At 62.5% G+C, this 23,756-nt stretch carries 21 protein-coding genes and 1 pseudogene; 15 read left to right on the top strand and 7 right to left on the bottom strand.

Translation table 11 applies throughout. The features are described from left to right. Nucleotides 1–22: 22 nt before the first annotated feature. Nucleotides 23–568, bottom strand: a complete 546-nt coding sequence (locus PVW27_RS15520) for a cytochrome b (RefSeq protein WP_274559289.1) — start codon at nt 566–568, stop codon at nt 23–25. Between the two features lie 164 nt (nt 569–732). Between PVW27_RS15520 and PVW27_RS15515 the strand changes: the two genes are divergently transcribed. Genes PVW27_RS15515 through PVW27_RS15505 form a run of 3 tightly spaced genes read left to right on the top strand, consistent with a single transcriptional unit; the run spans nt 733 to nt 4,086 of the window. Then, complete coding sequence (locus PVW27_RS15515) at nt 733–1,473, top strand: CDP-alcohol phosphatidyltransferase family protein (protein ID WP_274559287.1); 741 nt, start codon at nt 733–735, stop codon at nt 1,471–1,473. Further along, entirely contained in the window at nt 1,470–3,131 is a 1,662-nt protein-coding gene (locus PVW27_RS15510; RefSeq protein ID WP_274559285.1) for a sulfatase-like hydrolase/transferase, read from the top strand. Before PVW27_RS15515 ends, PVW27_RS15510 begins: the two co-directional genes overlap by 4 nt. 4 nt (nt 3,132–3,135) lie before the next feature. After that, nucleotides 3,136–4,086 carry a lysylphosphatidylglycerol synthase transmembrane domain-containing protein gene (locus PVW27_RS15505; RefSeq protein ID WP_274559284.1) on the top strand — a complete coding sequence of 317 codons (951 nt, stop codon included), beginning with the start codon at nt 3,136–3,138 and terminating at the stop codon, nt 4,084–4,086. Here PVW27_RS15505 and PVW27_RS15500 read toward each other — a convergent pair. Further along, complete coding sequence (locus tag PVW27_RS15500) at nt 4,078–4,665, bottom strand: DUF1285 domain-containing protein (protein WP_274559282.1); 588 nt, start codon at nt 4,663–4,665, stop codon at nt 4,078–4,080. The two genes, PVW27_RS15505 and PVW27_RS15500, sit on opposite strands and share 9 nt — an antisense overlap. A 69-nt stretch (nt 4,666–4,734) precedes the next feature. Here PVW27_RS15500 and PVW27_RS15495 point away from each other — a divergent pair, with 69 nt between their 5' ends. Genes PVW27_RS15495 through PVW27_RS15480 form a run of 4 tightly spaced genes read left to right on the top strand, consistent with a single transcriptional unit; the run spans nt 4,735 to nt 11,412 of the window. After that, complete coding sequence (locus PVW27_RS15495; RefSeq protein ID WP_274559279.1) at nt 4,735–5,742, top strand: AAA family ATPase; 1,008 nt, start codon at nt 4,735–4,737, stop codon at nt 5,740–5,742. Then, complete coding sequence (locus tag PVW27_RS15490; protein WP_274559277.1) at nt 5,739–6,623, top strand: DUF58 domain-containing protein; 885 nt, start codon at nt 5,739–5,741, stop codon at nt 6,621–6,623. The genes PVW27_RS15495 and PVW27_RS15490 overlap by 4 nt, the downstream gene beginning before the upstream one ends. Continuing rightward, the gene (locus PVW27_RS15485; RefSeq protein WP_274559275.1) at nt 6,620–9,367 is read left to right on the top strand and encodes a DUF4159 domain-containing protein; all 2,748 of its coding nucleotides are present in this window, start codon (nt 6,620–6,622) and stop codon (nt 9,365–9,367) included. Before PVW27_RS15490 ends, PVW27_RS15485 begins: the two co-directional genes overlap by 4 nt. Next, nucleotides 9,364–11,412, top strand: a complete 2,049-nt coding sequence (locus PVW27_RS15480; protein WP_274559273.1) for a hypothetical protein — start codon at nt 9,364–9,366, stop codon at nt 11,410–11,412. Before PVW27_RS15485 ends, PVW27_RS15480 begins: the two co-directional genes overlap by 4 nt. 3 nt (nt 11,413–11,415) lie before the next feature. On the opposite strand, the gene PVW27_RS15475 is transcribed toward PVW27_RS15480, so the two are convergent. Further along, complete coding sequence (locus tag PVW27_RS15475; protein WP_274559272.1) at nt 11,416–11,784, bottom strand: hypothetical protein; 369 nt, start codon at nt 11,782–11,784, stop codon at nt 11,416–11,418. Between the two features lie 36 nt (nt 11,785–11,820). Further along, nucleotides 11,821–12,540 (bottom strand): DUF599 domain-containing protein, encoded by a 720-nt coding sequence (locus tag PVW27_RS15470; RefSeq protein WP_274559270.1) that lies wholly within the window; start codon nt 12,538–12,540, stop codon nt 11,821–11,823. A gap of 87 nt (nt 12,541–12,627) precedes the next feature. On the opposite strand from PVW27_RS15470, the gene PVW27_RS15465 reads away from it, so the two are divergent. From PVW27_RS15465 to PVW27_RS15440, 6 genes are all read left to right on the top strand, one after another. After that, nucleotides 12,628–14,061, top strand: coding sequence for an FAD-linked oxidase C-terminal domain-containing protein (locus tag PVW27_RS15465; protein ID WP_274559268.1), 1,434 nt, complete (start codon nt 12,628–12,630; stop codon nt 14,059–14,061). Between the two features lie 58 nt (nt 14,062–14,119). Then, nucleotides 14,120–15,226, top strand: coding sequence for an FAD-binding protein (locus PVW27_RS15460; RefSeq protein ID WP_274559403.1), 1,107 nt, complete (start codon nt 14,120–14,122; stop codon nt 15,224–15,226). After that, nucleotides 15,223–15,540 (top strand): hypothetical protein, encoded by a 318-nt coding sequence (locus PVW27_RS15455; protein ID WP_274559266.1) that lies wholly within the window; start codon nt 15,223–15,225, stop codon nt 15,538–15,540. The genes PVW27_RS15460 and PVW27_RS15455 overlap by 4 nt, the downstream gene beginning before the upstream one ends. A 1-nt stretch (nt 15,541) precedes the next feature. Beyond that, nucleotides 15,542–16,864 (top strand): glycolate oxidase subunit GlcF, encoded by a 1,323-nt coding sequence (gene glcF / locus PVW27_RS15450; RefSeq protein WP_274559264.1) that lies wholly within the window; start codon nt 15,542–15,544, stop codon nt 16,862–16,864. Nucleotides 16,865–16,926: 62 nt separating this feature from the next. Beyond that, the gene (locus tag PVW27_RS15445) at nt 16,927–17,757 is read left to right on the top strand and encodes a trypsin-like serine peptidase (protein ID WP_432762055.1); all 831 of its coding nucleotides are present in this window, start codon (nt 16,927–16,929) and stop codon (nt 17,755–17,757) included. Nucleotides 17,758–17,907: 150 nt separating this feature from the next. Continuing rightward, nucleotides 17,908–18,387, top strand: coding sequence for an Hsp20 family protein (locus PVW27_RS15440; protein WP_274559262.1), 480 nt, complete (start codon nt 17,908–17,910; stop codon nt 18,385–18,387). A 60-nt stretch (nt 18,388–18,447) separates the two neighbouring features. On the opposite strand, the gene PVW27_RS15435 is transcribed toward PVW27_RS15440, so the two are convergent. After that, nucleotides 18,448–18,888: a YqaA family protein gene (locus tag PVW27_RS15435; protein ID WP_274559261.1), complete on the bottom strand. Its 441-nt coding sequence runs from the start codon at nt 18,886–18,888 to the stop codon at nt 18,448–18,450. A gap of 175 nt (nt 18,889–19,063) precedes the next feature. On the opposite strand from PVW27_RS15435, the gene PVW27_RS15430 reads away from it, so the two are divergent. After that, nucleotides 19,064–20,269 carry an aminotransferase-like domain-containing protein gene (locus PVW27_RS15430; RefSeq protein ID WP_274559259.1) on the top strand — a complete coding sequence of 402 codons (1,206 nt, stop codon included), beginning with the start codon at nt 19,064–19,066 and terminating at the stop codon, nt 20,267–20,269. Nucleotides 20,270–20,327: 58 nt separating this feature from the next. On the opposite strand, the gene PVW27_RS15425 is transcribed toward PVW27_RS15430, so the two are convergent. Beyond that, a complete protein-coding gene (locus PVW27_RS15425) occupies nt 20,328–21,806 on the bottom strand; it encodes an NAD-dependent succinate-semialdehyde dehydrogenase (protein WP_274559257.1) in 1,479 nt (492 codons plus the stop codon). A gap of 79 nt (nt 21,807–21,885) precedes the next feature. Here PVW27_RS15425 and PVW27_RS15420 point away from each other — a divergent pair, with 79 nt between their 5' ends. Beyond that, on the top strand, nt 21,886–22,680 hold the full coding sequence (locus PVW27_RS15420) for an alpha/beta hydrolase (protein ID WP_274559256.1): 795 nt from the start codon (nt 21,886–21,888) through the stop codon (nt 22,678–22,680). 55 nt (nt 22,681–22,735) lie between these two features. Here PVW27_RS15420 and PVW27_RS15415 read toward each other — a convergent pair. Then, a pseudogene (locus PVW27_RS15415) lies at nt 22,736–23,641 on the bottom strand (P1 family peptidase); the annotation flags it as partial. Nucleotides 23,642–23,756 lie beyond the last annotated feature (115 nt).

Raw genomic sequence — 23,756 nt, 5'->3', positions numbered from 1 at the left:
TGTTCAATCAGGCTTTGTCGGTTCAATCGCGCGCGGGCCACATCCGCTGAAGGATCCCGTCGCGCTTGATCAGCGCATGGTGCAAGGCTGCTCCGACATGCAGCGCAACCAGAACGGCCAGCGCCCAGGCCCCTGCGTAGTGCAGCGACTTGGCAGAGTTGGCCAAGGCATCGGATTTTGGCAGCAAGGTCCCGATCCCCATCGCATCCAGCATCTCGATGGGAAATCCGCCCGCCCTGACGCGCACATAACCCGAGACAGGCATCAACACGATCAGCACGTATAAAAGGCCATGCGTCCAGGCCGATATTCTCTTTTGCCAAAGCGGCAAGCTGCGCGGAAGCGGTGGCGGCGGGTTGCGCCAACGATAGAACAGGCGAGCAGCCACCAGAAGCGCCACGATCACACCGGTATTCTTGTGAAACAGAAACAGGGCATTCTGAACCGGGCGGCTCAATCCTTCCTGCACCATCAAGTAACCGACCGGCAGCATCCCCAGAACGAGAAGCGCCACTGACCAGTGCAACCAGCGTGCAGGTGCCTTGTAATGATCCAGTTGCGGCTTCATGGCTCCCCCGATATGGACCTCTACAGACGTAGTCGGATCACGGTGTCGGTCAAGTTTCCTGTCCAGACACCCGCCTTCAAGGCAAGATGCCGCCCGTGTTTCGCTGTGTGTCCCCACCTTCCTTGACTGCCCGCGATGTAAACTATCTTTGCTGGATGATCTTGATGCCGCCAGATGCCATACCTGCTGCTCCGACGCGTGCGATGGCGCCGCGTGCGGGGCTTTTGACGTCGGCGGTTGTGACGCTGACCGCGATACTGGGCTTGCATCTGCTCGTTCTTCCCTCTGCAATGGGGGCGCTGGCCTCTGTCACGCTGTTCGTTCTGGGTGTCGGATTTCTCTGGCGTCAACTTCCTCATCACTATCCCCATCCACGGTTCGGTCTTTGCAATGCGGTCACCCTGCTGCGCGCCGGGTTGGGGACAACACTTCTGACTCCGCTGCTGGCACCCGGGCTGAGCGATGATGTCCTGAATGGCTGGGGTGTCGCTTTGGTTGCAGCCACGGCTCTGTCACTGGACGGTGTGGATGGCTTTCTCGCGCGGCGGAGCGGGCTTTCGTCGCAGTTCGGCGCACGCTTCGATATGGAGGTGGACGCAGCGCTTGCCCTGCTGTTGTCCTTGCTGGCACTTGCCGACGGCAGCGTGGGGCCAGTGGTGCTGTTGTTGGGCGTGATGCGCTATGGATTTGTCGCGGCCTCCTGGAGTCTGCCATGGATGGCGGCACCTCTTCCTGACAGGTTTGGACGCAAGGTTGTCTGCGTGATCCAGATTGCGGCCCTGATTGCGTTGCAAGCCCCTGTCGTCAGCGGGGGGATAGCTCTCTCTGTCGCCCTGGGCGCGGCCTTGGCCTTGATCTGGTCCTTCGGGCGCGACATCCTCTGGCTCTGGAGGCATCAGACGTGAGCTTGCCCTTCCTGCGCGCCGCAGGTGCTGCTGTTCTGGCCGCCACTCTACTCCATGTGGTTCTGATTCAGCCCAATCACCCGGCCGCCATGACATGGGCGGCTCTTGCAGTTCTTTCGCTGGAATGGGTTGTGCTGCTTCTGGCCCTGCCGGTGATCGGCGATGGGCGGACCGGACGCCTGCTGCGTGGGGTCCTCGTCGTCGTCCTCTCAGTGATCGTTGTGCTGAAAACCGCCGATTTCGCGATGTTCACCTCCTTCATGCGCGGCTTCAATCCTGTGGGTGACCTGCCGCTGATGGAGGCGGCGTTTCGTCTGCTCTGGGGCTCTGTAGGCCTTTGGGCCGCGATCGGTGCAGTGATTGGCGCGGTCGTCGCGCTTCTTGGACTGACCGCAAGCCTGTGGTGGGCAATGAGCGTATGGGCCAGGCTGTCCCTGCCAAGACCGGCACATCTTTTCGCAGGCGGCGGGGCTGTGCTCGCACTGGGTCTTGCCGTGATGGATGTCGGCGCGATCATGGCGCGCTGGCCTGTGCCCTTCAACGCACCGGGAGCCGCCTTTACCGCGCGTGTCGGGGTCGAGCGCGCGGTGCTGGTTCGCGACACGATAGCTGATCTGCGCGCTTTCAATGAACTGGCTCGCGCGGATCCCTTCGCAGCGCAGTCCGGTTTACTGGACCGGATCGACCGCGACGTGCTTGTGATCTTTGTCGAAAGCTATGGGCGGACAAGCCTCGACACTCCGTTCTACGCCGAGGAACACCGACCGTTGCTTGCCAAGGCGACCAAGCGCCTTGAACAAGCCGGTCTTGCCATGCGGTCGGCCTATCTGGATTCTCCTACACGCGGCGGGCAAAGCTGGCTCGCGCATGCCACCTTTGCCAACGGGATGCGAGTTGATGGGCAGGCTCGCTATCAGGCCGCGATCGCCAGTGGACGCGAGACGCTGTTTCACATCGCCGCGCGCTCAGGCTTTCATACTGCCGCCGTTATGCCTGCCATCACGTTGGACTGGCCCGAAGCGGACTTTATGGGTTTCGATACGGTGCTGCCCGCTGCCGACCTTGGCTATCGCGGGCTCCCCTTCAACTGGGTCACCATGCCGGATCAGTTCACCTTGGCCGCGCTGGACCGACTTTTGCGTAATGATGCTTCCGACCAACGGTTGTTCGCGCAGGTGGCCCTGATCTCCTCTCATGCGCCATGGGTGCCGATTCCGCGCCTGATCCCGTGGGAGGATCTGGGCGACGGGTCTGTCTTCAACGATATGGCCATGTCGGACGATCGTCCTGATGTTGTCTGGCGCGACCATGACCGCGTCCGTGCGCAATATCGGATGTCGATCACCTATGCGATGGAGGTGATCGTCGACTATGCTCTGCGCCACGCTGACGACCCGCCGCTGATGATCGTTCTGGGCGATCATCAGGCCGCAGGTTTCATCGCGCTGGACGAGCGAAGCGATGTTCCCGTCCACCTGATCGGCCCTCCTGATCTGCTGGAACATGTGGCGGATTGGGGCTGGACGCGTGGCATGATACCTGAGCAGGCCTCACCCGTCCTGCCTATGGAGGCGATGCGCGACCTCTTGCTTGAGGCATTCAGCACCGCGCCGCCCACCGGGGCGTCCTTGCCCGTCACATCCATGAACGGAGGCTGAGTCCATGTTCTCGCGCCCCGTGATGATGAGACTTCTCCGCCTTGCCGTAACGCTGGCCTTGTTGGCGCTTCTTTGGCAAGCGGTGGATGGTCCTGCCGCGCTAAAGCTGCTGCTTGCCGCCGATCCTCGCTGGCTTCTGGCGGCGGTTGTGGCGCTGACGGCGCAGACCTTGTTTTCAGCCTTGCGGTGGCGGCTGACGGCCCGCGCCTTGGGTCAGACCATTCCGGTCGGGCGGGCAATGCGCGAATACTATCTGTCTCAGATCGTGAACCAGTCCTTGCCGGGCGGTGTGCTGGGCGACGCGGGCCGCGCTGTCCGTGCCCGACATGAGGCCGGTTTGAAACGTGCCGGCCAGGCGGTCGTGTTCGAACGATTGGCCGGACAACTTGTATTGTTCGTGGTGACGGCGGCAGCAGTTCTGATGGTCTGGATCAGCCCCGGTGGCATCTCTCTACCTGATTGGGTGCTGCGTTTGGTGGCGGTTTCCATGCTTGCTCTGGTTCTGGCAGGGGGTATTCTGTTGGCAGTCAGCCGCGGCAATAGGGGCATTCAGGGCCATATCAGGGACTGGATCGCCGCATTCAGGACCGCTGTTCTGACACCCGCAGTTCTGCCGCATCAGGTGCTTCTCAGCCTTGGAACCACCGCGTTGAACCTGCTGGCTTTTGCCCTGTGCGCGCGTGCCACAGGTACGACTATGGCCGTTACGGCAGTGCTGATCGTGGTGCCATTGATCCTCTTCACGATGCTGATCCCCGTCTCGATCAGCGGTTGGGGTCTACGCGAGGGCGCCGCGGCAGCCCTTTTCCCAGTGATAGGCGCCAGCGCGACCGAAGGTTTCGCTGCGAGTCTTGCCTTCGGGCTTATGTTCCTGCTCAGCACTCTACCCGGTGTTTTCGTGCTGCTGATGCAGCCCAAGCCGGAGACGGCCGAAAGCGGCTCTGTCTCAGGGTAGGTCCGCTGCAGGAATGATGCCGAAGAACGCACCATCAGACCAGATGCCGAACCATTCCGTCCCATCGACCATATGTTCGGTTCCAAGCTCGACAAGCCGGTAGAAACTCTTGCGATCAATCAGAGCCTCCAGACCGGCGCGGACCATCACATAAGGCGATGGCTCACCAGTTTCGGGATCTCGCACGAAACGCAGCGGCGTTGCGGGGCCCGCCGTCACGCTGTCGCCAACATTGGTGTGAAACGTCAGACGCTGGCCCCGATCTTCGCCCGCGACATCGAAATCCACTGCCACGAAAGGCGCGTCGTCAACCGTGATCCCAACCTTCTCGACCGGAGTAACCAGAAAGTACTGATCCCCATCCTTGCGCAGAATCGTCGAAAACAGACGTACCAGCCCGGGGCGACCGATCGGTGTGCCCTGATAGAACCATGTGCCGTCGCGCGCGATCCGCATGTCCAGATCGCCGCAGAAGGGTGGGTCCCATAGGTGCACAGGCGGCAGTCCCCGCCCTTTGGCTGCCTTGACAGAGGCAGCGATACCCTCTGCCGACGGGGTCACGATCATTTGTCCGCTCATTGCTTTTGCCATTTCCCTTTCGCGCGATACTATCATCATAACAAGTTAGGGTTCAAAGGAGGGATTGCCATGTCCGATCACGCCGATCTGGTTGCCGGTATCGAGGCGCTTGAGGACAAGCTGGCGCAGGCCCGCTCCTCAATCACGCGCCGTTTCATCGGGCAGGAGCAGGTCGTGGACCTGACGCTCTCGGCGCTGCTGTGCGGCGGGCATGGCCTGCTGATCGGTCTGCCGGGTCTGGGCAAGACCCGTCTGGTGGAAACCCTGTCGACCGTGATGGGTCTGCATGGCAACCGCGTGCAATTCACGCCTGATCTGATGCCTGCCGACATTCTTGGGTCCGAGGTGCTGGAAACCGATGCAGATGGCCGCCGTGCCTTTCGTTTCGTGGAAGGCCCGATCTTCTGTCAGCTTCTGATGGCGGATGAGATCAACCGCGCCAGCCCGCGCACGCAATCCGCGCTGTTGCAGGCGATGCAAGAACGCCGCGTCACCGTCGCCGGGCAGGATCGCCCGCTTGGCACGCCGTTCCATGTGCTGGCAACGCAGAACCCTATCGAACAGGAAGGCACTTACCCGCTGCCCGAAGCGCAGCTTGACCGTTTTCTGGTGCAGATCGACGTGCAATATCCCGACCGCGCAACCGAGCGGGATATTCTGATCGCCACCACAGGCGTGGCCGAGGAAGAGGCACATCAGGTCTTTACCGATGGCGAATTGCTTGCGGCGCAGACCCTGCTGCGGCGGATGCCCGTGGGTGACGCCGTGGTCGAAGCGATCCTTGATCTGGTCCGCGCCTTCCGCCCCGATGATGCCACAGCTGATGACCGTGTGCGTCAGACCGTGGCATGGGGTCCCGGTCCGCGTGCGGCGCAGGCCATGATGCTCACGGTGCGGGCGCGGGCGCTGCTGCAAGGACGGCTTGCTCCTTCTGTCGAAGATGTGGTCGCGATGGCGCGGCCCGTGCTGACGCATCGGATGGCGCTGAACTTCGCCGCCCGTGCCCGTGGCGATACGTTGACTGGCCTGATCACCGACACCGCCGCCCGCATCACGCGGATCGAGGCGGCGGCGTGACACAAACCCAACCCCTGACCCTGCGCGCAAGAGCCGAGGCCGAGGCCGCCCGCTTCCCCCCGCTTCTGGCGCGGGCCGAGCATCTGGCAGGCACCGTGCTGCTGGGCGAACATGGTCGCCGCCGCGCCGGACAGGGGGATGATTTTTGGCAATACCGGCCAGTGCAGCAGGGTGATCCGGTCCGGACAATCGACTGGCGCCGCTCCGCACGAGGCGACACCCAATTCGTGCGCGAACGGGAATGGCAAATCGCGCAAAGTGTGATGCTCTGGGTCGATCAGGCCGCTTCGATGCGTTTCACATCAGACCCTAACTTGCCTGAAAAGGCCGATCGTGCCCGGTTATTGGCACTGTCGGTCGCGGTGCTTCTGGTCCGCGGTGGCGAACGGGTTGGTCTGACCGGCACGACCCTGCCTCCGCGCCGGGGCAATGCTCAACTTCTGCGCCTCGCCGAAATGCTCAGCCGCGATGACGAAACCGACTATGGCATTCCCGAAGCGCGGGCGATGATTCCGCAGGCGCGGGCCATGTTTGTGTCTGATTTCCTTTCGGATATTGCCCCCGTGCAGGCTGCTTTGACCAAAGCCGCTGATCGTGGTGTGCGTGGTATTCTTCTACAAGTGTTGGACCCCACCGAAGAAGCATTCCCCTTTCAAGGCCGCACGATTTTCCAGAGCATGGGCGGCACATTGGCCCATGAAACCCTGAAGGCTGGTGATCTGCGCGGGCGCTATCTGGAACGGCTGGCAGAACGCAAGGCGGAACTGTCCGATCTCTGCGCCGCGACCGGTTGGCAATATCAGTGCCATCACACTGATGCCTCGGCGCAATCAGCGCTGCTGTGGATCTGGCGCGCGCTGGAACGGGGGGCTGGGACATGATGCTTGGTCCCATAGGCTTTGCGGCCCCGTGGTTGCTGCTGGGGCTTTTGGCGCTGCCGATCCTCTGGATCATCTTGCGCGCGGTCCCGCCCGCACCGATCCGCCGCCGCTTTCCCGGCGTAGCCTTGCTGCTGGGCCTCAAGGATGATGACAGCGTCACGGACCGCACGCCTTGGTGGCTCTTGTTGCTGCGGATGCTGGCTGTGGCGGCGGTGATCGTCGGTTTGGCGGGCCCTGTCCTGAATCCGCAGCAGGATCGTCAGCCGGGCACGGGCCCGGTTCTGATCGTGATGGACGGCGGCTGGCCGGGAGCGCAGGACTGGACCAGCCGTGCCGAGCTGGCCGATCGGCTTCTGGCAGAAGCCGGACGCGAGGGACGCACAGCGGCCGTCTTGCGCCTGACTGCCCCCGAGGAGGCCGCGTTTCAGTCCGCAGATCTGTGGCGATCTCGCATCGCAGGGCTGGCCCCGCAGCCGTGGACAGCCACCTCCGACATGATTGCCCGCGCAGTTGAATTGTTGCCAGAAGGCGGGTTCGAGACGCTTTGGTTCACGGACGGTCTGACAATGGATGGCCGCGACACTATGCTGGAGGCGCTTGAATCTCATGGCCCGGTGCGTGTGATTGCGTCGGGTCGTACACCCGTGGCGCTTTTGCCCGCTGTCTATCAGGATGGTGTGCTGCAACTGGCGGCAAGACGGGCTGCGGCCGGTGGTGCACAGGAATTCACGATCGCGGCGCATGGTCTGGACCCTTCCGGGACACCGCGTATCCTGACTACGCTGCCGCTGCGTTTCGAGGCGGGCGAGACTGAAGCCCTGACCGAAGCCAGTCTGCCTGCGGAATTGCGTGCCAGAATCACACGTTTCGAGATCGAAGGCATCCGCAGCGCCGGTGCTGTGGCGCTGTCCGACGACAGCCTCAGCCGCCGTGAAGTGGCGCTGATTGCCGGGCGCGATGACCGCGAGGGGCTGGAACTGCTGTCTCCGCTGCATTACCTGCGGCAGGCCTTGGCACCAAACGCCGATTTGCTGGAGGGTGGTCTGGCCGATGTGCTGCCGGCCAATCCCGACGTCGTCATTCTGGCCGATGTGGCAACCTTGTCACCGTCCGAAGAAGACGCGTTGATGGAATGGACCGAAGCTGGCGGTCTTTTGCTGCGCTTTGCAGGCCCCCGCCTTGCTGCAAGCGAGGTGAGCCGGACCGAGGAGCATCCCCTTATGCCCGTCCGTTTGCGGGCCGGTGGTCGCACGGTTGGCGGCGCGATGAGTTGGGGCGATCCCAAGACGCTGGCAACCTTTAGCGAGGACAGCCCCTTTTTCGGCCTCCCGATCCCGGATGACGTCACCGTGACCGCGCAGGTCATGGCGCAGCCCGACCCGACCTTGGCCGACCGTGTGATCGCGCAACTGACCGATGGCACGCCTTTGGTAACACGCAAACCCGTCGGACAAGGGCAGGTCGTGCTGATCCACGTGACCGCCAATGCGGAATGGTCCAGTCTTCCGCTCTCTGGCTTGTTCGTGCGGATGCTGGATCGTCTCGCGGTATCCTCACTGGGGCAAGGTTTGGATGCCGAGGATATGGAAGGCACGACGTGGCAACCCGTGACTGTTCTGGATGGCGCAGGCCGGGTGCAGGATGCGCAGACCCTGCCTGGCGTTGATGGTGCGGCGCTTCTCTCCGACTCGCTCGGCCCTGACCTGCGCCCCGGTCTGTACGATGGTGGCGACCGCCGCATCGCACGCAACACGATGTCGGCGGATACCGTGCTGGAACCTGCAAGCTGGCCGTCCCGTATCCCGGTGGAAGGGTTGTCCCGACCGGCGGAAACCCCTTTGGCGGGCTGGCTGCTGGCAGGTGCCCTAGCCCTGTTGCTGGCTGACGTGATCGCCTCGCTTGCGCTGTCGGGTCGTTTGCTTGGCGCGCGGGCCGCGGTGATCGTCGTGGCGGCGTTGTCCGCCATGCCGCGCGATGCCTTGGCCGATGATGCCTTTGCCATAGCCGCGACGACAGAACTGAAACTGGGGCATATCGTGACGGGCGACCGCCAACTGGACGAGATGGCGCAAGCTGGTTTGCGCGGCCTGTCCGAGACACTGTTCTTCCGCACCTCGGTCGAACCTGGCGAACCGATGGCCGTCAATCTGGAAACTGACGAAATTGGCCTGTTTCCGTTTCTGTATTGGCCGATCACTCCGGATCAGCCGACTCCTTCGGTTGAAGCTTATGAGAAACTGAACCGTTACCTGCGATCGGGTGGCATGATCCTGTTCGATACACGCGACGCAGATGTGGCCGGTTTCGGCGCAGCCAGCCCCAATGGACGCAAGCTGCAACAACTGGCCGCCTCACTGGACATTCCCGCGCTGGAGCCGATCCCCGAGGATCACGTCATCACGCGCACCTTCTATCTTTTGCAGGATTTTCCCGGCCGCCATACGGCCCGTGACGTCTGGGTCGAAGCCGCCCCTGCCGATGCCGAACAGATCGAGGGGATGCCGTTTCGTAATCTCAATGACGGGGTCACACCTGTTGTGATCGGCGGCAATGACTGGGCCGCAGCCTGGGCGATCGACAACCGCGGCAATGCGCTTTACCCCGTCGGGCGTGGCTTCGGGGGCGAACGGCAGCGGGAACTGGCGTTTCGTTTCGGTATCAATCTGGTGATGCATGTGCTGACCGGAAACTACAAATCCGATCAGGTCCATGTGCCTGCACTTCTGGACAGGTTGGGCCAATGACGGGGCAGATCATATTTGACCCATTGCTGCCCTGGGCAGTTCTGGCGGTTCTGGGCGGGATCGTTGTGGTTGCCGGCTTGCTGGCGCTGGTTCGCGGCTTGTCCGGCTGGCCGTTGCGACTGCTTGCGGGGATAGTGGTGCTCGCCGCCCTGACCGGCCCCGGCTGGCAGGAGGAAGATCGCACCCCTCTGTCCGACATCGTGCTGATGCTGGTGGACGGCTCGTCCAGTCAGGCGCTGGGCGACCGTGCAGTCCGCACAGTTGAGGCGGCGGACAGGCTGGAAACCGAACTGGCTGCTCGCGCCAATACGGAGGTGCGCCGCATCGAAGTGCCCGATGGGGAAGGCGATACCGGCACGCAGATGATGACCGCCCTGAACGAAGCTCTGGCGCAGGAGCCGCGTGGCCGTATTGCAGGGATCGTGGCGCTCAGCGACGGGCGCATTCACGATATGGACCGCGCGCCGGATCTCCCGGCACCGCTGCATCTGCTGCACACGGGTCTGCCAGACGATTGGGACCGCCGTCTGATCATCGAGAACGCTCCGGCTTTTGCCATCCTCGGGGAGCCTGTGACTTTGTCCCTGCGGATCGAGGATATGGGGGCCGTGCCCGAAGGCATGACCAACGCGCCGCTTGAAATCTCGGTCGATGGCGGAGAACCGCAGCGTTACGAGGTCGAGATTGGTCGCACCTTCGACCTTCCCGTCACGCTGCCGCATGGTGGGCGCAACGTGATCCAGTTCACGGTGCCCGAGGCTGAGGGCGAGTTGACCGACCGCAACAATACGGCGCTGGTGCAGATCAACGGGGTGCGCGACCGTCTGCGTGTCCTGCTGGTGTCCGGTCAACCCCATGCGGGTGGGCGGACATGGCGCAACCTGCTGAAATCCGACAGTTCGGTCGATCTTGTGCATTTCACGATCCTGCGCCCGCCAGACAAGCAGGACGGCGTGCCCGTGTCGGAACTCTCGCTGATCGCCTTTCCCACGCGCGAGTTGTTCATGGAGAAGATCGAGGATTTCGACCTGATCATCTTCGACCGCTACAAACGGCGCGGCATTCTGCCCTCGCTCTATCTTGAAAACGTGGCCGCCTATGTGCGCAACGGTGGGGCTGTACTGGTGGCCGCCGGACCGGACTTTGCGACCGCAGCGTCGCTGTATCGCTCGCCCTTGTCCACGGTCCTGCCGGCCCGCCCCACCGCCCGCGTGATCGAACAGGGCTTCGTGCCCCAGATTACCGATCTGGGCGAACGGCATCCGGTGACTGCGGGACTGGCGCCCGAGGGCGAGGATGCCTGGGGTCGGTGGCTCCGTCAGATCGACCTTGAGACAGAGCGTGGAAATGTCGTGATGTCGGGTGTAGAGGATCGACCTCTGCTGATCCTTGACCGTGTGGATGAGGGCCGTATCGCGCTTCTGGCGTCGGATCAGGCGTGGCTCTGGGATCGCGGCTATGAAGGGGGCGGCCCGCAACTGGAATTGCTGCGACGACTGGCCCATTGGATGATGAAGGAACCCGAGCTTGAGGAAGAGGCGATCTGGGCCGAACCCACGGGTCAGACGATGCGGATCATTCGCCGCACGCTGGAAGACGGCGCAGGGCCAGTCACGGTGACAACGCCAAGCGGCGACGAAGTGGAACTGCCCCTGACCGAGGTCAGCCCCGGACGGTTCGAAGCGATCTATGAGGGACCAGAGATCGGACTTTACCGTCTGACGGATGGCGATCAGTCCTCAGTGATAGGACTTGGACCCGCTGCGCCGCGCGAATTCGAGCAGACCATTGCCACGGGCGAGGTGATGCAGCCCGCCATCGACTCGCTGCGTGGTGGAGTCCTGCCTTTGGTCGATGGCATCCCTGCTATCCGCAATGTCAGCCAGGGACGTCCCGCAGCAGGGCGCGGCTGGATCGGCCTGACCCCTCGCGAGGCTTTCGAAACCCGCGACCTGCGGCAGACCCCGTTGCTGCCTGCTTGGCTGGTACTGCTTCTGGCGTCGGGTCTGATTGTCGGTGCCTGGCTGCGTGAAGGACGCCGCTGATCCCTAGCGTTTCAACGCCACAGGGTGCAAGGCGCCGGACCAGTTGTCGCGGTTGCAACGGACACGGATGAACACTTCGGTCGTGCCATCGGGGATCATCACGTTGCGAAGGCTTCGCGTGAAGGGTTGTTCATCGACATGTGGATGGAACAGCTCGCGATAGCCAAGGCGATTGCCTGCCGCATCCAGCACCTCCCATCCATCGGCAAAATGGTCCCAACCGCTGTCAGGATGTGAGAGCGTCACATCAAAGCGCCACCCCATCCCGGCAAGGCCAGTCTCCACGTCCAGAATTTGCGGCGGCTCCGCCATGGCGGGCAGGCAGGCGACCAGAAGGGCGATGGCGGGGCTTGTGCTGCGGGAGATACTCATTCCGAAACACTAACAGGACGTTGACCCTCAGCGCCCTCACGTCTGCGTGTGCCGGCTTCCATCAGTGTCAGCGATCAGCACAGCCCGCGATTGCGACGCGAACTCGCGCCGCCAGAGAACCGAAAGTGTGATCACGGTGGCGATGATCAAAGGCCAGGCACCCAGCACCCATGCCGCGCTTCCCAACGCGAAATAGACCGAGCGCAGTCCGCGGTTGAAACTGCGCGCAGCGGAGATGTTCACCTCGGCCGCCTTTGCCGCACGGGGCAAGGCATAGGGATCATCCGCTTCGTTCGGCACGGCAGCGATCAGGATCGCACAATAGCCGAACAGGCGGTGCGACCAGACGAATTTCAGAAAGGCATTGGAAAGAAAGATTAGCGTGACCAGCAGCTTCACCTCCCAGACAAAGATCGGATCGCTGGTCATCGTCAGGTCGCTTGCCACACCTTGCAAACGTTCTGCATTGCCGATCAGGGCCAAACCGCCGCCGATGGCGATCATTGTGGCCGAAGCGAAGAAGGACGCACCCTGCCGCAATGTACTGAGAACCTGCGCATCGAAAATCCGCGTCTGGCGCATGACCATCATTCGCATCCAGTCGCGCCGATACTCTGCCATCAGGATCGAGACGGACGGACGCCATCGGCCCTTGGCTTCGATCCGCCATCCGATCAACAGCCAGCCAGTGAACAACAGTGTCAAACCCGCCAGATCCAGCGGCCCGAACAATCCAAGGCGATCCATCCATGTCATGATGCTCTCCTAGACTGTCAGATGAGGACTTGCCATATGGCATAAATTGGTTATATTTTCTTACCAATACGCAGGAGGAGCGCCCCGATGGACATGCCGACCCCGAATCCCGCGATTCTGGCCAAGAAGCCCCGGCTTGTCGAGCGGCTCTTGAACGTCCTGCCAAACGATGCGGTCATCCATCTTGAGGCCGAAACCCGCGCTTATGAATGTGATGCCCTTACGGCCTATCGCTGCCCGCCCATGGTGGCGGTGCTGCCTTCGACCACGCAGGAAGTGTCGGACATCCTGCGAATCTGCCACGAGATGGGCGTGCCGGTAGTGCCGCGCGGTTCCGGCACCTCATTGGCGGGGGGTGCGCTACCGACGGCGGATTGCGTGATCCTTGGGGTGGCGCGCATGAATGCCGTGCTTGAAACCGATTACGAGAACCGCTTTGTCCGCGTGCAATCGGGCCGTACGAACCTGAGCGTGACCGGCGCTGTGCAGGAGAACGATTTCTTCTATGCGCCTGATCCCTCCAGCCAGTTGGCCTGCGCCATTGCAGGCAATATCGCGATGAACTCGGGTGGCGCGCATTGCCTGAAATACGGGGTGACGACCAATAATCTGATGGGTGTGACGATGGTGTTGATGGATGGCACCGTGGTCGAGATTGGCGGAGCACATCTGGATGCTCCGGGCCTGGACCTTCTGGGCGTAATCTGCGGGTCAGAAGGCCAACTGGGTGTGGTGACCGAAGCCACCCTGCGAATCCTGCGCAAGCCCGAAGGTGCGCGGCCCGTCCTTATGGGCTTCGACAGCAACGAGGTGGCGGGCGAATGTGTCTCTGACATCATCAAGGCGGGCGTGCTGCCCGTCGCGATCGAGTTCATGGACCGCCCCTGCATCCGCGCGACCGAAGCTTTTGCCAAGGCGGGTTATCCTGATTGCGAGGCGCTGCTGATCGTCGAGGTCGAGGGTTCGGACGCCGAGATCGACGAGCAGCTTGAAAAGATCGTTGCCATTGCCCGGCGACACAATCCGGTCGAACTGCGCGAAAGCAAATCTGCCGATGAAAGTGCCCGGATCTGGCTCGGTCGCAAATCGGCCTTTGGCGCCATGGGGCAGATCAACGATTACATGTGCCTTGATGGTACGATTCCGGTTAGCCAGCTTCCTTACGTCTTGCGCCGGATCGGTGAGATGAGCAGGGAATACGGTCTGGACGTTGGCAACGTCTTCCATGCAGGCGACGGCAACATGCACCCGCTGATCCTGTTCGATGCCAACAAGCCCGGTGATCTGGAACTGTGCGAGGCATTCGGTGCCGACATCCTGCGGCTTTGCGTCGAAGTGGGCGGTTGCCTGACCGGCGAACATGGCGTGGGGATCGAAAAACGCGATTTGATGGTTAATCAATTCGCACCCGACGATCTGGATATCCAGATGGCGGTCAAGGACGTGTTTGATCCGCAGTGGTTGCTGAACCCGGCCAAGGTGTTCCCTCTGGCTGCATCCGAAGCGCGCCGCGCGGCCTGATCCAGTGCCGGGGGCGCTGCCCCCGGACCCCCGGAGTATTTTGGGAACGATGAAGATGATCACACCACAAAGCGAGGCCGAGCTGGCCGAAGTGATTGCCGCGACCAAGGAGCCTCTGCGCATCATCGGCGGGGGCACGAGGTCAGTGGTGCCAATGGGCAATGCGACCCTTCTGTCGGCCAGTGGCCTTTCGGGGATCACCCTGCACGAACCCGGATCTCTGACGCTTGTGGCGCAGGCCGGCACGCCTCTGGAACAGATCGATGCGGCCCTCGCCGCCGAAGGTCAGCGTTTGCCATTTGAACCGATGGATCATCGCGGCCTGCTGGGGACCAGCGGGACGCCGACGATCGGGGGCGTGGTTGCCGCCAATGTGAGCGGTCCGCGCCGCATACAGGTGGGGGCGGCGCGGGACTTCCTGCTGGGCGTGCGGTTTGTCGATGGTGCGGGGCGCATCCTTAAGAATGGCGGGCGGGTCATGAAGAACGTGACCGGCTATGATCTGGTGAAACTGATGGCAGGATCGCGTGGCCGTCTGGGCGTTCTGAGCGAGGTTGCCTTCAAGGTCCTGCCCCTGCCCGAAGTGTCAGTGACGCTGGTCCTGAAAGGGCTGAACGATGCGGCGGCGGTCACGGCCATGTCGCAGGCGCTGGCTTCGCCCTTTGAGGTGACCGGTGCGGCGCATTGGCCGGGGCAGGGGACTTTCCTCAGGATCGAGGGCTTCGCCGGATCCGTCACCTATCGCGCTGCGCAATTGCGCGAGATGCTGGGCGGCGAGATCGAGGAAGGCGCGCAACGCTGGGCCGATATCCGCGATGTGGCCCCTTTCCACGCGGGAGAGGGTGATATCTGGCGCATCTCGGTCAAACCGACGGACGCGCCCGGTATCGTGGCCCGTGCCGGGGCTGAGGCGGTGCTTTATGATTGGGGCGGCGGGCTGATCTGGCTCCGCATGGCTCCGGGGATAGATCTTCGTGCGCGGATTGCGCCGTTTCAGGGGCATGCAACGCTAGTGCGGGCCGATGCTTCGACCTTGGCGAAGTTTCCCCTGGAACAGCCCGAAACGGCATCTCTGGCTGCGCTCTCTGCGGGTCTTCGCGCCAAGTTCGATCCGCGCGGTATCTTTGCGACCGAGACCGATCCCCTCCGGGCCGCCGCATCATGATCGTGTTGATCATCGTGCCCGTGGTGGTGGCCTTGTCCCTTTGTCTGCTGCCTCCGGGACGGCAGGCGGCTCTGGGTATCGGTATCTCTGCGGCACTACTCGCCGCGCTCTGGTTCGCGTCAGGAGGGGAGCAGGATGACGGGCTGACCAGTACCTATGCCATGATGGCCGCCCCCGGCGTCGCACTCGCAGCACTGGCCCATCTGACACACCGGATTCTTGGGCCGCGCCTGCCAGTCTGGGGCTATGCCCTTGTGGCTGTCATTCTTCTTATCGCACTTTCAGCCCTTTTGCGCGCATTGGCGGGGATTTGACATGCAGACGACCTTTACGCCCGAACAACTCAAGGACCCGGCCATCGCGCGGTCGAACCAGATCCTGCGGTCTTGCGTGCATTGCGGGTTCTGCACGGCGACCTGCCCCACCTATCAGGTGCTTGGGGATGAGTTGGACAGCCCGCGTGGCCGGATCTACCTGATCAAGGACATGCTGGAGAACAACCGGGTGCCGGATGAAAAGACGGTCAAGCATATCGACCGCTGCCTGTCCTGTCTGGCCTGCATGACCACATGCCCTTCGGGTGTGCATTACATGCATCTGGTTGATCATGCCCGCGCCTATATCGAAGACAACTACAAACGCCCGCTGTCTGATCGGCTGCTGCGCTGGGTGCTGGCGCGGGTTCTGCCCTATCCAATGCGGTTTCGCGTCGCCCTTCTGGGGGCCAAGATCGGGCGGCCCTTTGCCTTCCTGATGCCGGATGCCCGCTTGCGCGCCATGCTGGAAATGGCCCCGAAAGAAATCCCGCCCGTCAGCCGCAATGATGACCCGCAGACATTCCCGGCGCAGGGCACACGGCGCAAGCGTGTGGCGCTGATGACGGGTTGCGCGCAACGGGCACTGAATACGGACATCAACGATTCCACGATCCGGTTGTTGCAACGACATGGCTGCGATGTGGTGATTGCCGAAGGGCAGGGTTGCTGTGGAGCGCTAACCCATCACATGGGCAAGGAAAAGGAAAGCCACGCCACGGCCGCCCGCAACATCCGTGCCTGGGTCACTGAGATGGATCGCGGCGGTCTGGATGCCATCGTGATCAATACCAGCGGTTGCGGCACGACGGTCAAGGATTACGGTCACATGTTCCGCAATACCGATCTGGCAGAGGATGCGGCGCGGGTTTCGGCGATCGCCAAGGATGTGTCCGAAGTCCTGATGACCCTCGATCTGCCCAAGGGCGAGGATAAGGGCCTGACGGTTGCCTATCACGCGGCTTGTTCACTTCAGCACGGTCAACAGATCAAGTCCTTCCCCAAGGATCTGCTCAAGCGCGCGGGTTTCACCGTGGTTGAACCCGCCGACAGCCACCTGTGCTGCGGATCAGCCGGGACCTACAACCTGATGCAGCCCGAGATTTCGAAACAGCTCAAGACCCGCAAGGTCCAGACGCTTGAGGCACGCAATCCCGACCTGATTGCCGCCGGAAACATCGGTTGCATGATGCAGATCGGATCTGCCACGCAGATTCCCATCGTTCACACGGTCGAGCTTCTGGATTGGGCGACGGGTGGCCCGCAACCGCCGGCCCTGAGCGCGCCGGGAAAAAGACCACCACAAGTCCCGATTCTGCGCTGACCCGTGACGCATTTTCGCCTTAATCTGCGCCTATCTCTGGTGGTGAATTTAGGGGACATGCGATGCGACGCGGACTGACACTGGCCACCGGCCTGATGTGCACTGTTTTGGTGGTCATGTTTGGAACAGCGCAGGCGCAGGACGCACGCCTTACCCGTCTGGATACGGGTGACCAGACACGCGGCTGGGAAGCTGTCGGTCGGCTGGACATCGACGGGCGCGGCTTCTGCACCGGGGCCTTGATTGCGCCAGACCTTGTTCTGACAGCAGCCCATTGCCTGTTTGACAAGGCAACGGGTGACAGGATCGATCACGGCAAGATCGAATTCCGGGCCGGTTGGCGCAATGGTCGTGCCGAAGCCTATCGGTGGGTGCGCCGGGCGGTCATCGATCCGGACTACTCCTTTGACGGTGATGTCGTATCGACCCGCGTGCGCAATGACGTGGCCCTGCTGGAATTGCAGCAACCGATCCGCACCACGTCGGTCGTGCCCTTCGAAACCGATGTCCGTCCCCGCACAGGTGATCGTGTCGGTGTCGTCTCTTATGCCTATGACCGCGCCGATGCGCCCTCCTTGCAGGAAATGTGCGGGGTGATGGGTCAACAGGAGGGCGTGTTGATCATGTCCTGTTCGGTCGATTTCGGATCCTCCGGCGCGCCGATCTTTTCCTTTGGCCAGGACGGCGTGCGGATCGTATCGGTCGTGTCCGCCAAAGCCGAGGTGCGCGGCACCAAGGTCGCGTTGGGCACACAGTTGCAGGAACCGCTCAGCCGCCTCAAGGCGCAACTGGCCGCCGGAGACGGCGTGTTCCTCCATGCGTCGCCGGATGTGAACCGGGTCACGCCGGGCGGCGTGCAACGCGATACCGGGGCCAAGTTCGTGCGTCCCTGAACGCTGATCGCAACCCGTATTTCATGATCTTGAAAGCGTGAGAAACGCTACCCACATCTGAATGAGCGGGGTGCCACAAGAGGGCCTCGCCTGACCGCCTGTCCCTTGAGGGAAGGCATGAAACGGTATCGCTCAGATGGAGGATGACCCATGCGAAACTTTGACCTTGCACCGCTCTACCGTGCAACCGTCGGCTTTGACCAGATTGCAGACCTGATGGACCGCGTATTCGCCAGCGACCTGCCGCAGCCGACCTATCCGCCCTACAACATCGAAAAGACCGCCGAGAACGCCTATCGCATCTCGATCGCCGTGGCAGGCTTTGCCGCTGATGACCTGACCGTTGAGGTCAAGGAGAATGCGTTGGTTGTCGCCGCTCGCAAGGCTGATGAAGCGGAAGAGACGCGGACCTATCTGCATCGTGGGATTGCGACCCGCGCGTTCGAACGGCGCTTCACGCTGGCCGATCATGTGCGCGTGACAGGGGCCACTCATGCTGACGGAATGCTGCACATCGATCTCGTGCGCGAGATCCCCGAGGTTCTCAAGCCGCGCCGGATCCAGATTGCAAGCTCCGCTGCCAACCATGGCACCGACAAGGACGTCGTTGACGCCAAAGCCGTCAACTGAAGGGCACGCCCTCTGCCCTGACGCACTGGCCCGCGGATGAAAGCCCGCGGGCCTTTTCGTTCATGTGGACCACAGCGCATAGCCGCCCGCGACGAAAACATAGCGGCCGAACTTGCCAAGACCGACAAGCAGGATCACCAGCGCCAGTCTGGCCCGCATAGCCCCGGCCACAACAGTCAGCGGGTCCCCAACCAGTGGCACCCAGGCCATCAGCAGTGACCACCAGCCATATCGGTCATACCATGCCTGCGCGCGATCATATTGAGCGGGGGAAACGGGAAACCAGCGTTTGTCCCGAAACGCGACCGCATAGCGACCCATCGCATAGGTCAGGATCGAGCCCAGCAGGTTCCCGACAACTGCAACACCGACCAGCGTGACAGGGTCACCCACACCGGCCACAAGAAATCCCAGCAGAACAGCCTCTGACGAGCCCGGAAGGATCGTGGCCGATGTAAATGCGCTGAAGAAAAGCGTGGCATAGGCAGTGAAAGGCGTCATGGAAAACCCGTGTTTCACGGGCCTTGCCAAGAGGTGGCGCAACCCTGCATCCCCGCCAGATAGGCATCAGGTGCCGCAAGCGCAATCCTTCACGATTCATGTCAGACCTGCTGCCCTATATTGACGGAAGGAAACCGCCAAGCCAGCTTGCGACGCGAACAGGCAGGAGGACCCGATGTCGCTGACCCAGATTTTCGCCACCCGCGCGTCGCGCATGAAAGCCTCCGAGATCCGCGAGCTTCTGAAACTGCTGGATCAGCCAGGCATCATCTCATTTGCAGGGGGGATCCCTGACCCCTCGCTTTTTCCGGCGACTGAATTCGCAGCTGCCCTGACCCGCGCCCTGTCCGACGGTCGGGCCGCACAATCGTTGCAATACTCGGCCAGCGAAGGCCACGCTGGCCTGCGCGACTGGATCGCGGGACAAATGGCCGCGATTGGTGTTGCCTGCGGACGTGACAACATCCTGATCACCTCGGGGTCGCAACAGGCTCTGGATTATCTGGGCAAGCTGTTCCTGTCACCTGGCGATACCGCGCTGGTGGGCTGGCCTACTTATCTGGGGGCGCTGGGGGCTTTCAACGCCTATGAGCCGCGCTATGACCGGCTGGACGCAGGCAGCAACCGCGCCCCCGCCGATTACGCACAAGCGGCATCTGCCACCGGGGGGCGCGTCAAGTTCGCCTATCTGTCACCAGATTTCGCCAATCCGACCGGCGTCACACTGGACCGCGCCGGACGCGAAGCGCTGTTGGACCTGACCGATGCCCTTGACTGCGCGGTGATCGAGGACGCCGCCTATCAGGCGCTCCGCTATGACGGAGAGCCTGTGCCGCCGATCCTCGCGCTGGAGATCGCCCGCAAAGGCGATATCGAGGCATGCCGGACAATCTATTGCGGCAGTTTCTCCAAGACCCTTTCGCCCGGTCTGCGGTTGGGTTGGGTCTGTGCTGCGACCCCGGTGATCCGTCAGATGGTGCTGCTGAAACAGGCCGGCGATCTGCACAGCGCCACGCTGAACCAGATCGCGATGCTGGACGTGGCGCAGGGCTTTGATGGCCATGTGACCCGCGTGCGCGCCCTGTATCGCGCGCGGCGCGATGCGATGCTGGCGGCACTGGCGCAGCACATGCCCGCGGGCGTGACATGGACCCAGCCCGAAGGTGGCATGTTCGTTTGGGTTACCTTGCCGGAGGGGATGGACGGCGCCACGCTTCTGGAGCGGTCGCTTGCGCAAGAAAAAGTGGCCTTCGTCCCTGGCGCTGCCTTTTTCCCTGATGGTTCAGGACGCAACACGACCCGGCTGAACTTCTCAAGCCCGACCGAAGCGATGATCGCGGACGGTCTGGCGCGACTGGGTCGCCTGATCGCGGCGGGATGAATGTAAAAAAGGCGGGCCATGCGCGGCCCGCCTTTGTCGTCGATCTGATGACCTGCCGTCAGACCGCCATGCAGATGTATTTCATCTCAAGGTAATCCTCGATCCCGTGGCGGCTGCCCTCGCGACCCAGACCCGATTGCTTGACCCCGCCAAAAGGCGCCACCTCGGTCGAGATGATGCCGGTATTCACGCCGACGATTCCGTATTCCAGCGCCTCTGCCACCTTGTAGACCCGGCTCAGGTCGCGGGCATAGAAATAGGCCGCCAGACCAAAGATCGTGTCATTGGCAAGATGGATCACCTCATCAACATCGGTGAACTTGAACAGCGGCGCAAAGGGGCCAAAGGTCTCCTCGGTGGCCACCAGCATGTCGCGGGTCGCCCCCGTCACGATTGTCGGTGTCAGGAAATTGCCCGGGCCTTGCAGAGCCTCGCCCCCCATGATCACCGTGCCGCCCTTGGATGTCGCATCGGCCACATGGGTTTGCACCTTCTTGATGGCTGCAGGGTTGATCAGCGGACCCAAGGTGGTGCCCGCCTCCAGCCCGTCCCCGACCTTGAGCTTGGCCACCGCGTCTTTCAGCTTGGCGGCGAAGGCATCATAGACACCGGCCTGCACATAGATCCGGTTAGCGCAGACGCAGGTCTGCCCGTTGTTGCGGAACTTGCACATGATGGCACCTTCGACGGCGGCATCCAGATCGGCATCGTCAAACACAATGAACGGCGCGTTGCCGCCCAGTTCCATCGAACATTTCATCACCTGATCCGCAGCCTGACGCAACAGGATGCGTCCCACATTGGTCGATCCGGTAAAGCTCAGCTTGCGCACGGTGGGGTTTTCGCAGAACTCCTTGCCGGTCTCGGACGCATCGGTGGTTGTCACAATGTTCAGAACACCCGCAGGAATACCGGCGCGTTCCGCCAGCACACCCATGGCCAGCGCCGACAACGGCGTCAGCTCGGAAGGCCGTGCGACAAAGCCGCAACCGGCGGCCAGAGCGGGGGCCACCTTGCGGGTGATCATCGCGGTCGGGAAATTCCACGGTGTGATCGACGCGGCCACCCCGATGGGTTGCTTGATGACGGTGATGCGCTTGTCGCGCTGGTGGCCGGGGATCGTCTCGCCATAGATGCGCTTGGCCTCTTCGGCGAAAAACTCGATGAAAGCGGCGCCATAGGCGATTTCACCCTTGGCCTCGGCCAGCGGCTTGCCCTGTTCGGCGGTCAGAATCACCGCCAGATCATCGGTATTCTCGACCATCAGGTCGAACCAGCGGCGCAGGATCGCGGCACGTTCCTTGCCTGTCTGTTTGGCCCATTCCTTTTGCGCGGCTTCCGCGTGCTTGATCGCCTCGGCCACCTGCGCGCGGGTTACGTCCGCGACACGGGCGATAACATCTCCGCGCGCGGGGTTCGTCACCTCGAAAATGGCACCATTGGCACTGTCCACCCATTTGCCGCCGATATAGGCCTGTTCGGCCAGCAGCGACGGGTCCTTGAGCAGCGATTTCAGGTCTGTCTTGCTGTCCAGCATGGCGTATCCTCCAATTCACATATGGCATAGGCAAACCATCTGGGGCTACTCTTGTCCAGAGCAGGAGGGGAGAATACCGATGGCCGAGCTTGACGATGCCTATGCCAATGCCGCCTACATACCGGGCGCGGCTGACTTTCCGCCCCGATGGGAGCGCGCGGCGGCGGCCTTGCGGGAAGGTTTGCTGGAGCAGGGACTGGCCGATCTGGACCAGCCCTATGGCGACAGTCCGCGCCAGCGGTTCGATCTGTTTCATCCGGGCAGCACGCCCAAAGGTCTGATGGTCTTTGTCCATGGCGGCTATTGGTTGCGCTTTGACAAAAGCGTCTGGTCCCATCTGGCGGCGGGGGCTTTGTCCCATGGATGGGCCGTAGTGATGCCGTCCTATGACCTTTGCCCGCAGGTGAGGATCGCCGACATCACGCGTCAGATTGCCCAAGCGGTCACGACCGCAGCAGGTATGGTCGCCGGGCCTGTGACACTGGCCGGGCATTCGGCGGGCGGGCATCTTGTGGCACGGATGCTGCAACCCGGCCTGCTTCCCGAAGCGGTCGCAGCAAGGCTCCGACATGTCATGCCGATCTCACCTGTGTCCGACCTGCGTCCCCTGCTCCGCACCAGCATGAATGCCGACTTCAAACTGGATGAGGTAACGGCCATCGCGGAAAGCCCCGCCCTGACGGTCGAACGTTTGCCCGTTCCCGTCACCGTCTGGGTCGGCGCGGATGAGCGTCCGGTCTTTCTGGATCAGGCGCGCTGGCTGGCCGAGGCTTGGGGGTGCGGGCATGTGGTGGACGAGGGCAAGCACCACTTCGATGTGATCGACGCATTGGCCGATGCGGACAGCACCATGGTCCGCCGCCTGCTTGGGTAAGCGCGCTTTGGTGCTCTGAGGAGTTCTGCCAAGATGAAGAGGCGGCTTGATCCGGCTATTTGCCGTGGCGGGCCTGCCAACTGGGTTTGACATCGCCCGGCAAGGTTGCGGCAGCGAAGATCGCGCGCGCGATGGCCCGCGCCATGCAGGTGGCGGCGGCATGGCCCAGATCCAGCGTGTCGATGATCGGGTGCCCCAAAGGCCGCGCTCCGGTCGAGACGGCGAAGATCAGATCGCCATCCATCGGTGTATGCGCAGGCACCATCGCACGGGCGAAACCGTCGTGGGCGGCGGTCGCCATGCGCGTGCACTGCGCCTGAGTCAAATCGGCATCCGTGGCGACGATCCCGATGGTGGTATTGGCATGGCTGGCAATTTTGGTCACGGCAATATGGGGATCGGGGTAGTGATGCGCCACGCCATGCCCGCCGAACTCATCGCCCATCTCGAAAGGAGCGGCCCAGAAATGCGCACCTTCCCCAACTGTGGCCGATCCCAAAGCATTGACCGCAACCAGTGCGCCGACCGTGTGGCCGGAGGGCAGCACGACTGACGCAGATCCCAACCCGCCGCGCAGGTTGGCGGTGATCGTGCCCGTCCCTGCGCCAATACTGCCGATGTCGAAAGACGTCGCCGCATTGGCCAGCGCCTGACGGCCAAGCGCATTGTAGGGATTCTGCTCCCATTCCTTGGCACCGCCATTGTTCAGATCGAACAGGATCGCCGCGGGCACGATGGGCACAATTTGCGCGCCAACGCGGAAACCCCGCCCCATCTGCCGCAGGGCATCCGCCACCCCTGACGCGGCATCAAGGCCGAATGCGGACCCACCTGACAAAACCAGCGCGTCCACCTGCTGCACGGTCTTGTCCGGAGCCAGCAGATCCGTTTCGCGCGTGCCGGGAGCGCCACCCATCACATGCACACCGGCCGTGAAGGGGGCATCTGCAACAAAAACGGTTCTCTGATTGCGGCTATGTCAAGTGGGCTAGCGATCTGTCCGTTCGGGGTCATGGTTCTCTCCGAGGTCACGCATTGCGCCTCATGATGGTTTTCGGTGGTGGATCGTCTCCAAT

The organism is Seohaeicola sp. 4SK31 (assembly GCF_028802875.1).
GTDB lineage: Bacteria > Pseudomonadota > Alphaproteobacteria > Rhodobacterales > Rhodobacteraceae > Seohaeicola.
Note: the sequence above shows the minus strand (reverse complement) of the source record. Positions and strands in the feature narration are given on the sequence as shown.

What these genes read in the sequence shown, in the direction of transcription:
- PVW27_RS15520 (WP_274559289.1), bottom strand. Translation starts at nt 568, where the DNA reads ATGAAGCCGCAACTGGATCATTACAAGGCACCTGCACGCTGGTTGCAC.
- PVW27_RS15515 (WP_274559287.1), top strand. Translation starts at nt 733, where the DNA reads ATGCCGCCAGATGCCATACCTGCTGCTCCGACGCGTGCGATGGCGCCG.
- PVW27_RS15505 (WP_274559284.1), top strand. Translation starts at nt 3,136, where the DNA reads ATGTTCTCGCGCCCCGTGATGATGAGACTTCTCCGCCTTGCCGTAACG.
- PVW27_RS15500 (WP_274559282.1), bottom strand. Translation starts at nt 4,665, where the DNA reads ATGAGCGGACAAATGATCGTGACCCCGTCGGCAGAGGGTATCGCTGCC.
- PVW27_RS15495 (WP_274559279.1), top strand. Translation starts at nt 4,735, where the DNA reads ATGTCCGATCACGCCGATCTGGTTGCCGGTATCGAGGCGCTTGAGGAC.
- PVW27_RS15485 (WP_274559275.1), top strand. Translation starts at nt 6,620, where the DNA reads ATGATGCTTGGTCCCATAGGCTTTGCGGCCCCGTGGTTGCTGCTGGGG.
- PVW27_RS15480 (WP_274559273.1), top strand. Translation starts at nt 9,364, where the DNA reads ATGACGGGGCAGATCATATTTGACCCATTGCTGCCCTGGGCAGTTCTG.
- PVW27_RS15475 (WP_274559272.1), bottom strand. Translation starts at nt 11,784, where the DNA reads ATGAGTATCTCCCGCAGCACAAGCCCCGCCATCGCCCTTCTGGTCGCC.
- PVW27_RS15470 (WP_274559270.1), bottom strand. Translation starts at nt 12,540, where the DNA reads ATGACATGGATGGATCGCCTTGGATTGTTCGGGCCGCTGGATCTGGCG.
- PVW27_RS15465 (WP_274559268.1), top strand. Translation starts at nt 12,628, where the DNA reads ATGGACATGCCGACCCCGAATCCCGCGATTCTGGCCAAGAAGCCCCGG.
- PVW27_RS15455 (WP_274559266.1), top strand. Translation starts at nt 15,223, where the DNA reads ATGATCGTGTTGATCATCGTGCCCGTGGTGGTGGCCTTGTCCCTTTGT.
- glcF (WP_274559264.1), top strand. Translation starts at nt 15,542, where the DNA reads ATGCAGACGACCTTTACGCCCGAACAACTCAAGGACCCGGCCATCGCG.
- PVW27_RS15445 (WP_432762055.1), top strand. Translation starts at nt 16,927, where the DNA reads ATGCGACGCGGACTGACACTGGCCACCGGCCTGATGTGCACTGTTTTG.
- PVW27_RS15440 (WP_274559262.1), top strand. Translation starts at nt 17,908, where the DNA reads ATGCGAAACTTTGACCTTGCACCGCTCTACCGTGCAACCGTCGGCTTT.
- PVW27_RS15435 (WP_274559261.1), bottom strand. Translation starts at nt 18,888, where the DNA reads ATGACGCCTTTCACTGCCTATGCCACGCTTTTCTTCAGCGCATTTACA.
- PVW27_RS15430 (WP_274559259.1), top strand. Translation starts at nt 19,064, where the DNA reads ATGTCGCTGACCCAGATTTTCGCCACCCGCGCGTCGCGCATGAAAGCC.
- PVW27_RS15425 (WP_274559257.1), bottom strand. Translation starts at nt 21,806, where the DNA reads ATGCTGGACAGCAAGACAGACCTGAAATCGCTGCTCAAGGACCCGTCG.
- PVW27_RS15420 (WP_274559256.1), top strand. Translation starts at nt 21,886, where the DNA reads ATGGCCGAGCTTGACGATGCCTATGCCAATGCCGCCTACATACCGGGC.